The sequence below is a fragment of the Brevibacterium antiquum CNRZ 918 genome (assembly GCF_900169145.1).
GTDB lineage: Bacteria > Actinomycetota > Actinomycetes > Actinomycetales > Brevibacteriaceae > Brevibacterium > Brevibacterium koreense.
In genome coordinates, this window is the sequence record NZ_FXZD01000001.1 from 123,547 (window position 1) to 139,147 (window position 15,601).

The 15,601-nt window shown below is 62.6% G+C and carries 15 protein-coding genes; 7 read left to right on the top strand and 8 right to left on the bottom strand.

What is annotated here, in order from left to right; translation table 11 throughout:
* The first annotated feature begins 76 nt into the window (after nt 1-76).
* Nucleotides 77-2,017 carry a 1-deoxy-D-xylulose-5-phosphate synthase gene (gene dxs / locus BANT918_RS00525; RefSeq protein ID WP_101618496.1) on the top strand — a complete coding sequence of 647 codons (1,941 nt, stop codon included), beginning with the start codon at nt 77-79 and terminating at the stop codon, nt 2,015-2,017.
* Between the two features lie 33 nt (nt 2,018-2,050).
* Here dxs and BANT918_RS00530 read toward each other — a convergent pair whose 3' ends face one another.
* Both BANT918_RS00530 and BANT918_RS00535 read right to left on the bottom strand, forming a co-directional pair.
* Entirely contained in the window at nt 2,051-3,226 is a 1,176-nt protein-coding gene (locus BANT918_RS00530) for an HRDC domain-containing protein (protein ID WP_167389347.1), read from the bottom strand.
* A complete protein-coding gene (locus tag BANT918_RS00535; RefSeq protein ID WP_101618818.1) occupies nt 3,223-3,837 on the bottom strand; it encodes a DUF3000 domain-containing protein in 615 nt (204 codons plus the stop codon). Before BANT918_RS00535 ends, BANT918_RS00530 begins: the two co-directional genes overlap by 4 nt.
* 150 nt (nt 3,838-3,987) lie before the next feature.
* On the opposite strand from BANT918_RS00535, the gene hemE reads away from it, so the two are divergent.
* The 3 genes from hemE to hemQ all read left to right on the top strand — a co-directional run bounded on the left by hemE (nt 3,988) and on the right by hemQ (nt 7,264).
* Nucleotides 3,988-5,034, top strand: coding sequence for a uroporphyrinogen decarboxylase (gene hemE / locus BANT918_RS00540; RefSeq protein WP_101618497.1), 1,047 nt, complete (start codon nt 3,988-3,990; stop codon nt 5,032-5,034).
* 4 nt (nt 5,035-5,038) lie between these two features.
* Nucleotides 5,039-6,442: a protoporphyrinogen oxidase gene (hemG, locus tag BANT918_RS00545; RefSeq protein ID WP_101618498.1), complete on the top strand. Its 1,404-nt coding sequence runs from the start codon at nt 5,039-5,041 to the stop codon at nt 6,440-6,442.
* Nucleotides 6,443-6,553: 111 nt separating this feature from the next.
* Complete coding sequence (gene hemQ, locus BANT918_RS00550) at nt 6,554-7,264, top strand: hydrogen peroxide-dependent heme synthase (protein WP_101618499.1); 711 nt, start codon at nt 6,554-6,556, stop codon at nt 7,262-7,264.
* A 251-nt stretch (nt 7,265-7,515) separates the two neighbouring features.
* Here hemQ and BANT918_RS00555 read toward each other — a convergent pair whose 3' ends face one another.
* Nucleotides 7,516-7,728 carry a hypothetical protein gene (locus tag BANT918_RS00555; RefSeq protein WP_101618819.1) on the bottom strand — a complete coding sequence of 71 codons (213 nt, stop codon included), beginning with the start codon at nt 7,726-7,728 and terminating at the stop codon, nt 7,516-7,518.
* Nucleotides 7,729-7,891: 163 nt separating this feature from the next.
* Here BANT918_RS00555 and BANT918_RS00560 point away from each other — a divergent pair, with 163 nt between their 5' ends.
* On the top strand, nt 7,892-8,434 hold the full coding sequence (locus BANT918_RS00560; RefSeq protein WP_324761538.1) for a MarR family winged helix-turn-helix transcriptional regulator: 543 nt from the start codon (nt 7,892-7,894) through the stop codon (nt 8,432-8,434).
* Here the strand turns inward: BANT918_RS00560 and BANT918_RS00565 are convergent.
* Nucleotides 8,414-8,932 carry a GNAT family N-acetyltransferase gene (locus BANT918_RS00565; protein ID WP_101618500.1) on the bottom strand — a complete coding sequence of 173 codons (519 nt, stop codon included), beginning with the start codon at nt 8,930-8,932 and terminating at the stop codon, nt 8,414-8,416. The two genes, BANT918_RS00560 and BANT918_RS00565, sit on opposite strands and share 21 nt — an antisense overlap.
* The gene (gene msrB, locus BANT918_RS00570) at nt 8,929-9,354 is read right to left on the bottom strand and encodes a peptide-methionine (R)-S-oxide reductase MsrB (RefSeq protein WP_180957252.1); all 426 of its coding nucleotides are present in this window, start codon (nt 9,352-9,354) and stop codon (nt 8,929-8,931) included. Before msrB ends, BANT918_RS00565 begins: the two co-directional genes overlap by 4 nt.
* Before the next feature lie 137 nt (nt 9,355-9,491).
* Between msrB and BANT918_RS00575 the strand changes: the two genes are divergently transcribed.
* Complete coding sequence (locus tag BANT918_RS00575) at nt 9,492-10,691, top strand: alpha/beta hydrolase family protein (protein ID WP_101618502.1); 1,200 nt, start codon at nt 9,492-9,494, stop codon at nt 10,689-10,691.
* A 2-nt stretch (nt 10,692-10,693) separates the two neighbouring features.
* Here BANT918_RS00575 and BANT918_RS00580 read toward each other — a convergent pair whose 3' ends face one another.
* Complete coding sequence (locus tag BANT918_RS00580; RefSeq protein WP_101618503.1) at nt 10,694-13,384, bottom strand: penicillin acylase family protein; 2,691 nt, start codon at nt 13,382-13,384, stop codon at nt 10,694-10,696.
* 26 nt (nt 13,385-13,410) lie between these two features.
* On the bottom strand, nt 13,411-14,280 hold the full coding sequence (locus tag BANT918_RS00585; protein WP_101618504.1) for a DUF817 domain-containing protein: 870 nt from the start codon (nt 14,278-14,280) through the stop codon (nt 13,411-13,413).
* 118 nt (nt 14,281-14,398) lie between these two features.
* Between BANT918_RS00585 and BANT918_RS00590 the strand changes: the two genes are divergently transcribed.
* Nucleotides 14,399-15,046, top strand: coding sequence for a hypothetical protein (locus tag BANT918_RS00590; RefSeq protein WP_101618505.1), 648 nt, complete (start codon nt 14,399-14,401; stop codon nt 15,044-15,046).
* 1 nt (nt 15,047) lies between these two features.
* Here the strand turns inward: BANT918_RS00590 and BANT918_RS00595 are convergent, their stop codons facing one another.
* On the bottom strand, nt 15,048-15,596 hold the full coding sequence (locus BANT918_RS00595; RefSeq protein ID WP_101618506.1) for a hypothetical protein: 549 nt from the start codon (nt 15,594-15,596) through the stop codon (nt 15,048-15,050).
* Nucleotides 15,597-15,601 lie beyond the last annotated feature (5 nt).

The window sequence follows — 15,601 nt, forward strand, 5'->3', positions numbered from 1 at the left end:
GTCGTGAGGCGTTAAGATGATTCGAGCAGAAAGTGCAGTTTCAGACCATCTACTTTGCATTCAGGAGCGAGGCCGAATGACATTCCTCGAGTCGATGAACTCGCCATCACAGCTGCGTGATCTCGACGCAGCCGAATGCGAAGTGCTGACGAAGGAGATCAGGGACTACCTGGTCACTACGGTTGCGGGCACAGGTGGGCACCTCGGCCCCAACCTCGGCGTGGTCGAACTCACTGTCGGTCTGCACCGCGTCTTCGAGTCTCCTCACGACACGATCCTCTTCGACGTCGGTCACCAGACCTACGTACACAAACTCCTCACCGGACGCATGGAGGACTTCTCGAGTCTGCGCCAACGCGACGGTCTCTCGGGGTATCCCAGTCGGGCCGAGAGTGAACATGACGTGATTGAGAACTCCCACGCTTCGGCCTCTTTGTCGTGGGCAGACGGAATAGCCAAGGCTCACCAGATCAAGGGCGAAAGCGATCGTCACGTTGTCGCCGTCATCGGCGATGGAGCACTGACCGGCGGGATGGCCTGGGAAGCACTGAACACGATCGCGGCAGACAAATCGACTCCGCCGCGCAAGCTCATCATCGTCGTCAATGACAATGGTCGCTCCTACGCGCCGACGGTCGGCGGATTCGCCGAGCACCTCGACGAACTGCGCACCACCACCGGATACGAGAAGCTGCTGACCTGGGGCAAATCGACCCTCCGACAGTCGGGCGCACCAGGACGGGCCGCCTACAGCGCCATCCACGGTGTCAAACGAGGCCTCAAGGACATGGTCAGCGCGGAGCAGGCCGGAATGTTCGACGAACTCGGGATCAAATACCTCGGACCAGTCGACGGGCACGACCTGCCGATGGTGGAGAAGGCGCTGCAGAGAGCCAAACAATACGACGGCGGACCCGTCATCGTGCATATGATCACCCAGAAGGGCCAGGGCTACGACCCGGCTCTCAACGATGACGCCGATCAGTTCCACTCCGTCGGCGTCATCGACCCGCTGACAGGCAAGTCGACACCGTCGAAGCAGACCTCGTGGACGTCCGTATTCGGCCAAGAGGTGCTTGAGATCGCACAGACGCGCGATGACATCGTCGCCGTCACCGCGGCAATGCTTCTGCCCGTAGGCCTCGCGAAGTTCGCCGAGGCCTACCCGGAGCGGGTCTTCGACGTCGGCATCGCAGAACAGCACGCAGTGGCATCCGCAGCGGGGCTCTCCTACGGCGGACTGCATCCCATCGTGTGCATCTATGCGACGTTCCTCAACCGCGCCTTCGACCAGCTGCTCATGGACGTGGCCCTGCACGGCCAGGGGGTCACCTTCGTCCTCGACCGTGCCGGAATCACCGGACCCGATGGTGCCAGCCACCACGGAATCTGGGACATGGCGATGCTGCGCATCGTTCCCGGTCTCAAACTGGCAGCTCCTCGTGATGCCGCGCGCCTGACGGAGGAACTGGCCGAAGCCGTCGCTATCGAGGACGCACCTACCGTGATCCGGTTCCCACGTGGAAGCGTGGGAGCGGACATTCCAGCACTGCGTCGCCTCGATGATGGTGTCGACGTTCTGCGAGAGGTGCCTGCGGGCTCCGCCAAGGACGTGCTCATCGTCTCCGTCGGTCCATTCGCCGGACGCGCCCAGGAAGTCGCTGAAGAGTTGGCTGACCAGGGCATCGCGTTAACGATCGTCGACCCGCGCTGGGTACTGCCTGTGCCGGGTAGCGTCATCGACATGGCCGTTGAACACAGTCTCGTCGCGGTGATCGAAGACGGCGTCAAGATCGGTGGAATCGGTTCGCAGATCCGCAGCGACCTGCGGGCCGCGGACTCACGTATCGGAGTCCTTGAGCTTGGAGCCCCCGATGAGTTCCTGCCGCAGGGCACCCGCGACGAGATCCTTGAGTATGCAGGACTCGACGTGGCCACAATGGTGTCCGAGATCGTTCATATTCTGCCCGCAGAAGTCAGGAACCGAGCCCAGCAGGAGTCGCGCAGAGCCGTCTGACTCCCAGCGGCCTCCAGTCTGAGTCCGAAGGCCTCAGGCCGTGGGCAGGGTCTCGATGGTGCGTCTGAGCACCGGAGCGCTCAATTCCACCTGCCACTGCCTGGCCCCGCGTCCGACGAGGAACTCCTCGACGTCGACCCGCGACTGAGCACCGAGGGCCTTGACGATGGCGGGCTGCAACAGCACGTCGTGAGGAATTGCGTGCTCTTCGGCCAGCTCTGCCATGGCAGCCTTGAGTGCTGCCACTCTGTCCTTGATGTCTGTGTGGCTGAACGGCGTCCGCGACACCACTGCGTTCGCTTCCTTCCGTGCAGGCAGCTCGTCAACCGTGAGCCGAGTCGCTTTGCGGTAGGCCCGGAAGAGCCGGCCGGAGTCTGCGCGGGAGAGTTTGGGCCATGTCGCCATGATGTCATCGCTTGAGTGCACCCGGGATTGAGCCAGGGCGACGAGATCCCGATCGCGCAGAACGCGCGAGGGGGCGATGTCAGTTTCGGAGGCCATTTCGTCACGGGCCGTCCACAGCTCCCGCACCTTGGCGATGTCCTTGCGTGACTTGAGCTTGGTCAATCCGTGCGTCCGGCGCCAGGGTTCGGCGAAGTGCTTGGGCTGGAAATCGAGGAGATGCTCGAACTCCTGCCGAGCGAACTCCCACTTGTCGGCTTCGATGAGTGCTTCGTGGAGGATGTCGCGAATGGGCAGCAGGACCTCGACGTCGAGGGCGGCATAGTTGAGCCATTCCTTCGGCAATGGTCGCTTCGACCAGTCAGCCGCCGAATGCTCCTTGGCCAGGCGAACACCGAGAGTTCTCTCGGCCACGGCGGCCAGTCCGAACTTGTCCCACCCCAGGATCCGGGCAGCGAGCTCGGTGTCGAAGAGCAGCTCCGGTCGCATCCCGCGCTCCTGCAGACAGGGCAGATCCTGAGTCACTGAATGTATGACCCATTCGTCTCCGCCGAATGCGGTGTTGAGGGGGCTGAGATCCTCAAGCACTTCTGAGTCGAGGAGGATTGTGCCTGCGCTCGAGCGTCGCAGCTGAACCAGGAAGGCACGCTGGCCATATCTGATGCCCGATGCACGCTCAGCATCGATGGCGATGGGACCTGTTCCATGTGCGAGCTCGTCACAAGCCGCGGAGAATTCGGCCGAGGAGTCGACGAGTGGCGGAACGCCATGAGCAGGTGTGGCCAAGAGCGGTAGTTCGGTTGTCATCGACGTCGCCCGGGCAGGGCTGAAACTCCTTCAGGAAGCGGTGGCAGTCCAGCAACTGTGCACAGCAGATCGATCCAGGCTTCGAAGTGATCGCCGATCAGTTCCGGCTCCGCGATCACAGGGGTCCATGAAGCGCGCAGTTCCAAGTCTATCGTGGATGACCGGTCGGCAAGAGTGCCGAAGCTCTCCGAGAGGACACGGGTAGTCGTACCTCCAGCGGCGACGACCTCGCAGTCATTTGCTTCAAGCGCCTCTTCTAGCCAGGTCCAGGCGACCGGACCGAGCATCGTCTCATTGCCGAGTTCGTGCTCGAGCTCGGCACGGATGTAGGACACGAGTCGGAACTGGCCCTCCCACTCATCGGGGGAGCTGGGATCGTAGAGGACGACGATGCGACCGGTGGCCAATTCGTCGATGGCTTCACCACTGGCGCGCAGAAAAGTCTCATCGGCGCTGACCTCAGCACCCAGAGCATAGGAATACGGCGCCAAGCGGGCCGGTGCAGGTATTTCGGAGATCGAGACGTTGTTCGTGTTCCGCGCTTCGCGCAGAACCGAGGTCACGGCGGAGAACTCCGACGGAATGCGATTGAGAGGTGAGGTGTTGACCACACTCGCCACGATAGATCAGGCCACGGTAGAGGTGAACCGTCCACGCCGTGGTGGGGCCAAGAGTTTTCACCCGCGTCTGCGATCAAGACACAGCGTCTTGAAACCGGGAACCGGTGGGCATCGACTCGTGTGGGATGGGAGGATGGGGACATGACTTCAACCTTGTTGCCCGCCCTGCGGGGAGAGCAGATTGCGCACACGCCGGTCTGGTTCATGCGGCAGGCCGGACGATCACTTCCCGAATATCGGCAGCTGCGTGCAGGCACTGCGATGCTCGATGCCTGCCGCACGCCCGAACTCGTCTCAGAGATCACCCTGCAGCCGGTGCGGCGGCATGGCGTGGACGCCGCGATCTTCTTCTCCGACATCGTGGTCCCTCTGCAGGCCGCCGGTGTCGATGTGGAAATCGTCCCCGGCACAGGGCCCGTGATCGCGAACCCGATCCGCAGCCGCGCCGATGTGGAAGCACTGGCCGAACTCGAACCCGACCAGATCCCTGACATAGCGGAATCGATCGGTCGGATCCTCGAGGAGCTGGGCCAGACGACTCCGCTCGTCGGCTTCGCTGGTGCTCCCTTCACCCTGGCCAGCTACCTCATCGAAGGCGGGCCCAGCAAGAACCATGAGAAGACCAAGTCCCTCATGGCTGCAGACCCGGAGACCTTCTCCTTGCTGCTGAGCAAGCTCGCTCGGATCTCATCGACATTCCTCGACGTACAGCTGGGCGCCGGAGCCTCCGCGTTCCAGCTCTTCGACTCATGGGCCGGATATCTGTCCCGGCGTGACTACGAAGCCCACGTCCTCGAGCACTCCAGCGCGGTCTTCGAATCGCTGCGCCATCACGAGGTGCCGAGCATCCACTTCGGTGTCCAGACAGGTGAGCTCCTGACCTCCATGTCGCGAGCGGGCTCCACAGCAGTCGGCGTCGACTTCCGCGTCGACCTGGCCGATGCCTCGACTCGGGTGCAGCCGGGCCAGCCTCTGCAGGGCAACCTCGATCCGGCACTGCTCTTCGCCCCCTGGGAGGCTCTGGCACCGCGCATCGAGGAGATCGTGAGGCAGGGCCTGGAACATGAGGCAGGCTTCGTCTTCAACCTCGGTCACGGTGTTCTCCCCGACACCGATCCCGAAGTGCCCGGGCGGATCGTGGCAGAAGTCCACCGCGTCTCCGCAGAGATCCTCTCCGCACGGTCCTGAGACGATGAGTCACATCACGATCGTCGGGGGAGGCATCTCCGGTCTCGTCACCGCCTATCGCCTTGCAGCCGAGCATCAGGTCACTCTTTTCGAAGCCGAGGCACGCCTCGGCGGGTGCCTGCACTCGACGACCTTGGACGGGACTGTGCCCGTGGGTTTCGACACCGGTGCCGAAGCCAGCCTGTACCGGCGCAGGGAGACGAAAGAACTCGCCGCCGAACTGGGGTTGGACGTCGAATTCCCCTCGACGGCGCACAGCTCCCGCGTCCTGTCGAACGGGCGTCTCCACGCGATTCCCAAACGCACAGTCATGGGAGTGCCCGGCAACTCGACCGAGGTCAGGGACCTCCTCGGCGCAGCTACCAGCGACCGGGTCGCGCATGAGGTCATCACGGGTCCGATCGACGGTCGGGATGTGTCCTTGGGGGACTTCCTGACGGACCGCCTCGGCGCCGATCTCGTTGACACACTCATCGACCCGCTGCTTGGGGGAGTGTATGCGGGACGGTGCCGTGACCTGTCACTGGCCTCAACGGTGCCCGCGCTGCTGCCGGCTGCACTCGAGGGGACCTCGGTGCTCGAACTCGTTGCCAGCCTGCTCGCCGCGCGTGATGCACAAACCGCGGCACTTGCGAAGGGGGAGAGTCCGCAACCTGCGTTCATGTCTCTCATCGGAGGCATCAACCGCCTCGTCCCGGCACTCGAAGAACGCATCCGTGCCCACGGCGGCACCATCCACACCGGCACACACGTGACGTCCGTGCAGACCGAGGGTGGTCGATGGATGGTCACGACCGAGGACGATGACCTGGAATCCGATGCTGTCGTCCTGGCCACTCCCGCGCATGTGACGAAGGATCTGCTCGCCGAGGCGGCCCCTCATTCCGCTTCGCTGCTGGCTTCCGTGCCCTACGCCTCGACCGCTCTGATCCCGGCCCTTGTCGAGGTTGGAGATCGTGAACTCGAAGGATCTGGATTCCTCGTCCCACCGACGGAGAAATCATTCATCAAGGCCTCGACATTCGTCTCGAACAAGTGGCCGTGGATGGGAGAGCGCATTCCCGAGGGCGCAGCCTTGATCAGGATGAGCATCGGACGATACGGGGACGGGCCGGGAGGCTGGCGGGATTGCGAGGACGAAGAGCTCATCGCACGTGCCTACGAGGATTGGCAGTCCATCGCCGATCGCGGATCGGATCGTCTCATCGCGGCCGAGGCGCACCGGTGGGAACGCGCACTGCCACAGTATCTGCCGGGCCACGGCGAGATGGTGGAGAGAATCGATGCGGACATCGCCGACATCACCGGCCTCGAACTGGCAGGTTCGGCCTACATCGGTCTAGGCATCCCCGCCTGCATCGACCGAGCCAAGACGGTGGCCCAGAGAATCGCCTCCACGCAGACCTGAGCCCTCCAGGCGAACCTGAGCGGTTCACCGACAACTGACCACCGACACACCGTGCTCAAGCACTGACACACAGAAGCTCAAGCACTGACACACACAGAAGAAGGAGCAGGAATGAGCGAATACTCAAACCCCACCGGCGAACAGATCGAACAGGCGAACAATGAGACGCGCTATATCGCATACTCGGTCTTCGCCTCGGCAGGCGAACTCGGCGATGCCGACCGAGCCGAACTCGCCGGTGAGGTCCACGAAGCACTCGCCCCGTTGCAGGACCAAGGCCTCGTCGTCCGCGGAATCTACGATGTCTCGGCCCTGCGCGCAGATGCCGATGTGATGTTCTGGTGGCATGCGCCGAGCATCGAACTCGTCCAGGCCGCCTACTCAGCAGTGCGTCGCAGCATGCTGGGCGGAGTCCTTGAACCGGTCTGGTCGGTTGTGGGTCTGCACCGACCAGCTGAATTCAACAAGGCACACCTGCCGGCGCTGCTGACCGACGACGAACCGGGCAAGTACATCTGTGTGTACCCCTTCGTACGGTCCTACGACTGGTACCTCCTCGATCCCGCAGAGCGCTCCACAATGCTGCGCGATCATGGCATGGCTGCCGCAGGCTACAAGGACATCAAGGCCAACACGATCGCCTCCTTCGCCCTCGGCGACTACGAATGGCTGTTGGCCTTCGAAGCCCCGGAGCTTCACCGCATCGTTGATCTGATGCGCGAGCTTCGGAACACTGAGGCCCGTCTGCACGTGCGCGAAGAGGTCCCGTTCTACACCGGACCACTCCGGGAACTCGTGGACATCATCAGCGACTGGCGCTGATCTTCAGCGATCGATCTGCAGGACCATTTCAGGGCCGCGGCAGGGCACAACGCCTCGCCGTGGCCCTGAATCGTCTGGCAAGGAAGTCACGGAACGGCGGTCGGTCGAGAATCTGCGCGAGAGCCTGGAGAATGGAAGTTGGGGTGAAGCACATGGCGCTCTGCGGATCGCTTCGCACTTCGAAGGATCCCTGGTCCTGATCAGGGCAGAAACTTAATCAAGGCAGAAGCCTGATCAAGGCAGAAGCCTGATCACTCGGACTTCTTCTTCTCCACCACATACGAGTGGCCATTGGCATCCGTACGCATCTCCAAGCCCATCGCGTCGAGTCGTTCGTGGCGCAGGTGCTCGTTCTCGTAGTAGCCACCGGGTCGGGAATTATCGACTTGTGCAGGACCGACGATCTTGCGGAAGAAGCGATTGAGCCATGCAACTCGTCGCTGGGAATCGTGTGAGTCTGGCATGCGAGTCCATTCGGTGGTGGCGAGCTGGTGAGATAGGTGCTCGTCTGAGGCGATCACAATACATCCAGTGTACGTTAAACGTTAGTGCACTAACTAATAGTTCAGCTTGGTCGACGCATAGAGTCGACGCATAGACCAGTCTCGTCGGAAGGACACCGAAACGATGCCGACCTCGTACGATCCGCTGGCTCTGGAGAGCCAGATCTGCTTTGCTTTGGCCGTCGCTTCCCGCGGAGTGATCTCCGCCTATCGTTCGGTGCTCGAGCCCATCCACCTCACCCACCCGCAATATCTGGTCATGTTGGCTCTGTGGCAGCACGAAACGCTGCCGGTGAGGAAGATCGCCGAGCTGCTGCGCCTTGAGGCCGCAACAGTGTCGCCGCTGATCAAGCGCCTCGAGGCCCTGGGCTACGTGGAGAAGCGGCGCGGCAGCCATGACGAGAGAGTTGTGGAGGTCTCGCTGACCGTTGCCGGTGCCAAGCTGCGGGGGACCGCTGAGGCCATTCCGGGGCAGATGATGGCCAAACTCGATATGGGTGAGGCGGAACTGCGCGAGCTCCACTCCATGATGACGCGTCTCATCGAGGCTGTCGACGCCTCCCAGGCGGTCGAGGTCTCCCACACGTCTCACGCGGTCGAGGCCTCCAACGCCATCGATCCCTCGAAGACAGTCGACGTGGAGTCCTCAGGTGCTGACTCGACGTGACATCGGAGTGTGCTCGATCCCGTCTTCGATGAACCGGGGACCATTCTGGCTGAATCCGAAGCTCGTGTAGAAACTCTCAAGATGAGACTGGGCGTTCAGCGTCAGCAGGCGATGCCCATGACCGGCCACGATCTCGCCGATGAGCCTACGACCCCAGCCTTGGCCGCGCACATGCGGGTTCGTCACGACGCGGCTGATGCTGCGGGCTCCCGGCTCGAAGGCCGGGCCGTCAGGGATATCGGGCGGCAGGATACGGGCATATGCCTTGGGAGCAAGACTGCGGCCCACCTCGGCGCCGTGGCTGTCCGATATGGTCCGCGCATCATCGGGGTAGAAGGCGTGCAGAGTCTGCGGGAATGTGTCGACACCGTCCTGATCGAGGAAGACGCAGTCCTGCTCGACGACGAAGACCTGCGACCGCAGCTGGACGATCCCGTAGAGTTCAGCAACGCTCAGCTCGTCGAATGTTTTGACGACGAGCGGCGATCCTTCGCTCACTCCTGACCGTCGACGAGGCGCAGCGAGATCGAGTTCAGGCAGTATCGCTGGTCGGTGGGGGTGTCGTAGCCTTCACCCTCGAAGAGGTGACCCATGTGTGAATCGCAGTTGGCGCACCGAACCTCGACGCGCTCCATGCCCATCGAAGAATCGCGGAGGTAACGAACCCGGTCCTCGGCCAGGGGAGCGTAGAACGAGGGCCAACCGCAGTGCGAGGAGAACTTGGTGTCCGAGGGGAACAGGTCTGCTCCACAGGCACGACACTGGTACATTCCCACGGTGGTTGTGTCGACGTATTCGCCGGTGAATGGACGCTCGGTCCCTCCCTGTCGCAGCACCGTGAACTCGTCAGGGGTGAGCACGTCCTGCCAGCGGATCTCCTCGGAATTGGCTTCTGTGTTGACGTTGGGCGACTGACTCATCGCGACCTCCGGTGCTTGTCGATTTCTGTTGCAGTCCATTGTCCCACTGCACTCGGGCTCAGAGGAGCCCTCTCACCTGCACAACAGCGTTTGGAGACTACTCATTCCTTGGGTGACAATGAAGTCAGGAGGTTTTCATGGTTCGCGACACTAAATTCCCGACTCGCCTGCTTCTGGCTTCGGTGGGTGTCGGTGCTGGGATCGGCACCGTGATCTCGGTGGCGTCCTCGGGACTGGCCGCATATTTCGCACGCAGAATCGTCGTTCCCGAGAACGCGCCGGAAGAACTCGAGATTCTCCACATCGACGGGTTTCCGCCCAATATGCGCATTCATCTGCCTGCCGATGAAGAGACCACGGTGCGCGGGACCTATGGACTCTACTTTAACCAGGGTGCCGGCCATGCTGTGATCGGCGATATCGTCGAATACGATCCGCGCTCGAGAACCGTGTCCCGGGAGATCCTCTCGGTGACCCGCGGAGACATCAAACGCGCCTCTCACGGCCGGTGGACGGGCATCGTGTACCCGGAACCGTTGGCGGCAGGAGTGAACGCCGAGGACATCGAGATCGAATCCGATGCCGGACGACTGCCTGCCTGGCTGCTGCCCACCGATCATCCCGAACCTCAGGACACGTGGGCGATCCTCGTCCATGGTCGTGCCAGCACCCGAGCCGAGGGCCTGCGCGCCGCCCCGATCCTCAACACCTTGGGCGTGCCGGCCATCGCCATGTCCTACCGCAACGACGCCGAGGTCAGGGTCGAGACCACATCCCGCTACGGCCTCGGCGACACCGAGTGGATCGACGTGGACGCTGCAATCGACTTCGCGATCTCACGCGGGGCCCGCGACGTCGTCCTCTTCGGCTGGTCGATGGGCGGAGCCATCGCGTTGCAGGCCGCCTCCCGTGGCAGGAACCGCCGGTATGTGAAGGCCCTCGTCCTCGACGGGCCCGTCGTCGACTGGGTGAATGTCCTTGACGGCCAGGCTCGCCGCAATATGCTTCCGACGCCGATCGCCAAACTCACTCTGGAGATGATCACCCAACCGTGGGCGCGACCGATCACCGGACTGCAGACGCCTTTGGACCTGGGCCGGCTGGACTGGGTGACACGCGCGGCGGAGCTCGACGTTCCGGTGCTGCTCATCCACTCCGACGATGACGAATTCGTGCCGTCCGCGCCATCCCACGCGCTGGCATCCGTGCGTCGCGACCTCGTGACGATGCCCGTCTATGACAAGGCCCGCCACACCAAGGAATGGAACATCGACCCCGTCCGCTGGGAAGACGATGTGGCGAACTTCCTCGAAGCGAAGATCCTGCCCAAGAGCTGATCTCAGGGCCGCAGCACCAGAGTATCTTCGGTGTGCCGGTCCAATGCGTCGGGCGTGTACGGCCACGGTTGGGTCCTATTGGCGGCCCAATCATCGGTCTGGTCGGCATAATGCGGGTGGAAAGCATGTCCGGAGGCGCCGGTGAGGTTGATCCACTGCGAGTGGTTGAAGTCCTTGAGGTCCACGATCTGGCGCATCGAGGGCACCCAGTTCGTCTCGTAACCGGCCGCGGCGTCCCAGCCTGTGGCGTTGACTTCTCCCGATCCGCCAGCGACCTCATAGGGGCCCCGATTGAATAGCCGCTCAACGGGTTTGATCCCTGATTCGCCGAGGCTGGCATTGCGGATAGTCAGCCGGTGCAGAATGCCCCACCGCCAGGTCACGGGTTCGGACCCGAGCAGATCCTCGGTCGTCTTCCACGCCGAGTCCATGGCCCGGGCCAATGCTTCGTCCCGGCCCTCGACCTCGTCGTCGACCCACCATTCGGAATCGGGTTTCTGCAGCTGGTTCTTGATGATGAGGTACCACCGGGATCCGCCCGCAGGTGGCACCGCATCGGGCAGCTTCGGAGCGAAGACTTCGTCGAGGATCGTCTTCGAGAGCACATTGAAATAGGCTGCGGCGGCACTGTTGGCATCATCTCGGCCATCCCAGTCTGCGAGCAGTTTCTGCGCTTCGGCGATGTTGGTGTCCTTGCCCGCATCGATTTCTTCCAGCAGCGGGATCAGCGTCAACGCCAGGGGATTGAGGTCATCACCCTGGATCCGGGACATGTCGGCTGTCGTGACATCTCCCTGAGACATTGTGTCGCGCAGCAGCTTCGTGATCCGTCGAGCTCGGTCCCCATCGTCGAAGTCATTGCCCAGCTGGACGGATTCTCCCGGGGGAGTGACCGGGTTGTTAGCCGTCACAATCCATCCGCGCTCGGGGTTGTAAAGACTCGGCAGGTCTTTGAAGTCGATGTAACCCTGCCAGTCCTCGTCTGTTTTCCAGCCGTGGCGTGGCAACATGCCGTCACCCTTGCCGCGTTTGGGGATCTTTCCCGGGGCTTGGTAGCCGATGTTGCCGGCGGTGTCCGCGTAGACGAGGTTCTGGGAGGGCACATCGAAGAGGGAGGAAGCCTCTCGGAATTCCTTCCAGTTCCTCGCAGCGTTGAGTCCGAAGATCGCGGAGGCTGTGTTGCCGGGTTCAAGTGCCGTCCATTGCAACGCCAGTTGGTAGTGCTCGTCGGCTGGGCCTGATTTCGTGTCCGCGGTGTTCGCCCCGGTGGAGGCATCGAGCACGCCGCGATAGGGTCCCTCGAGGTCGGAGATGAGGGGACCGTTGCGTGTTGAACGGATCGTGATTTCGCGCGGTTTCTCTTTCGCGATCTTCACGGTCTCCTTGCGCGTGGTCACGGGTTCGTCCCCGGAATCACGGAGGACCTTGCCATCGCGGATCTTCTCGACCACGAGGTCGGCGACATCAGGTCCCAGGTTCGTCAGGCCCCAAGCGATGGACTGGTTGTGTCCGATGACGACACCGGGCAGTCCCGAGAACGAGAACCCGGATACGTCGAAGGGACATTCGGGTGTGATCTTGGTGCAGCGCAGACCGATCTGATGCCACACGGAGGGCATGGCTGGAGCCAGGTGCGGATCATTGGCCAGCAGCGGGCCACCGGTGGCAGTGCGCTCACCGGAGACCACCCACGAGTTCGACCCGATGTCGTGACTGTTGACTCCCAACAGCACAGGCAGCGATCGCAGATGTTGTTTGAGTTCGCCGAGGTTGGACGGAGTCTCGCTCCCTGCCCCGTGTCCCGGTGGCTGAGGCTGTGCCGCAGTCACCTCTCCGCCGGCATGTGCCTCACCATCGGAGGACTTGTCGCCGGCCTTGTCCTTACCGGTCTTGCTGCCTTTGCTGCCGGCAGCGCGCGATTTGGCACCGGCATTGCCGCCGATGATCGTGGGGCGGGTGTCATAGGGGTAGTCGGGGTAGATATCGGCCATCTGCTCGTCGTCGAGCGCGGTCTGGCTGATCGCTCGATCGATCTCGTCTTCGACGTTCGAACGCAGGTCCCAGGCCATGGCCTTGAGCCAGGAGACGCTGTCGACAGGAGTCCACTCCTCGATCTCAACCCCACCGGCTTGGAGGCCGACGACTCCGTACTCGAGAGACACCTCGGTGGGGGATTTGTCATGCAGATAGGCGTTGACACCCTCGGCATAGGCCTCGTAGTACGCTCGCGTCTTGTCATCAAGAGCCGCGACCTCCGCCTCGGCGACCTTTCGCCAGCCCAGCGTGCGAATGAACGAGTCGGTGCTGAACTGTGACTCTCCGAAGAGTTCCGAGAGTCGGCCCGAGGTGACGTGCCTGCGGAAGTCCATCTCCCAGAACCGATCCTGGGCATGGACGAAGCCCTGAGCCATGAAGAGGTCATGGGAATTGCTGGCCTCTACGGTCGGGACTCCTGACTCGTCCCGGGTGACACTGACCTCGGCATTGAGGCCAGGCAGCGACATGTCACCGTCGGTGGTGGGGAAGGACCGTCGAACGAGGAAGACGCCGAGCAGGGTGATGACGAGGAGTAGGACGAGGACCGCTGCGAGGACACGGATGAGAACCTTCGCGCTCACGAAGCGATGCGCACCCGACGGCGGACGCACCGCTGCCACCAGAGCACTGGAATCCTCTGAATCCGCGTCTGCCATGTGTCTCCTTCGGCCAAGTCTGAGTTTCAGCTCAGATTATCAGGTGACCTAGCCTCATCTGGAGGTTTAGGCGGGTAGATGAAGGTGACGAGGACGACGGAGATCATCATCAGCAGAAACCATGCCACGAGTTTGGTTACAGGAACCATCTCCCAGCCGCCGATCTGGGACGGGTAGAGCCACGCACCGGTGACGGTGCCGATGTTCTCAGCGATCCAGATGAAGAACGCCACCAGCACGAACGCGAGGAGGACCGGCATACGCAGAGTCACACGGTGCACATGGAAGTGCATGCGACACCGGAAGAAGGCCACCCCGACCGCAAGGACGAGGAACAGGCGCACATCGACCACATAGTGGTGGGTGAAGAAGTTGAGATAGATCGCTGCGGCGATGACCGCGGTGATCCACCTCGGCGGGTAGTGACTGAACCGCAGGTCGAAGAGACGATAGACGCGCACGATGTAGGAGCCGACCGCGGCGTACATGAACCCCGTGAACAGGGGTACAGCCGCGATGTGGAGGACACCACCGGCGGCATAGTTCCACGAACCCACCGAGGTCTTGAAGATCTCCATTCCGGTGCCGACGACGTGGAACAGCACGATGACCCAGAGCTCTCGCCCTGTCTCCAGTCGCAGGAGGAGCATCGCCGTCTGGATCAGGACAGCCAAGATCACGAGGAGGTCGTTGCGGGCCAGGCCTGCTTCGTCTGGGTACCACCAGGCGGTGACGATGATCGCGAGCAGCATCAGGGCCCCGAACAGGCAGGCCCAGGCCTGTTTGATCCCGAAGACGAGGAACTCGCGCACCCCGGCCGGCACCTGAGTCAGATGCCGATTGGCAAATCTGTCGAGGAGTTGTTCGAGACGTGTGAGCTCATGCTGATCGGCCATAAGGTCCTTCGACTGAGGGGAAGCGGTCGTGACAGAACCCTATCGCGCCCGGTGCCGGACTCGCCGTCGAATACCGCGTAGTCAAAGCAGCGGTGGACTCAGCAAATAGACTTCGGACATGCACATCCTCATCTTCGGAGCCTCCGGCCATGTTGGCACGGGACTGGCCCAGCATCTGTCCGCCGACCATCGCATCACCGGCATAGTCCGCGCGCAGCCGGCCGACGACACTGCTTACGAACCGGTCCTTGCCCCCGATTGGGTGGATCGACCGCAGTCCGTCATCGACGAGCTCCGCAGAGTGGACGCACCGCCTGTCGACGCGGTCATCGCTGCGGTCGGCGGGTGGTACGTGGATGTCTCGATGATCGATCGCGGGATCGACTCCTTCGATGAGGACTACTCCTCCTACCTGCGTGGTCATTTCGGGGCCTGTGCCGTGTCGGAGGCGCTCGCCGAGGAGGGGGGACGGGCCCCTGTCCGACACCTGGCCCTCAACGGTGTGGCCAGCGTCGAAGCCTGCCTCGGGTCCGGAGCGATCAGCGTCTTCGGTGCAGCACAGGAGATGCTCATCAGGGTGGCTGCTGCGGAGACGGAGGCGGTGCACTACCGGGAACTCAAAGTCATGGCGCCCATCGGCGGTGATGACCGCAATGATCTGCGCGGGGGAGTGGAGACGATCGGCCTTCCCGCAGTCGCCGATGCTGTCAGCGCGCTCCTGTCCCGGCCAGACGAGCACGAGATCAGCACTGCGCTCAACGTCTAGGTCATGCTTTGGCGTAGCGGATGAAGATCTGGTCATCGACGGTTCGGACATCGATGAGTCGCAGGTTGAGGGTGGCTTCGAGTTGGGAGAAGTGGCTGCCGGTGTTCCGAGAGTAGAGCGGGCTGAGGCTCAGGTGCAGTTCGGCACCCGGGGCGGCATCGAGGAGACGGTAGGCCAGATTGGGTCCGGACTCGCACACCAGAGTCTCATTCGTGGACTCGAGGTCGTCGAGCACCTGCGCGGCAGTGTCGGGAGTGAAGTGCTGAGCTCGGTAGTCGAGGCCCGCCTTCGAGAGCTGTCTGCTCAGTTCGGCCGGGTCCGATTCGGTGAGGACATGCACGGGAGTGTGTTCGAGGGCTTTGCCTGGAGCGTTGATGACCGGCAGTGCGGGATTGAGTGCGGTCCTGCGATCGATGATGATGGCACCTGCCTGCTTGCGCAGGGACGTGAAGTAGGAGAAATCGGCCTTCGTGGACACGCCTGTAGACCAGCCGTCCTGGGCATACGATCCGTTGATCGTCTGCACGAGGGAGATGATGAGCTCTCGCATCTCGG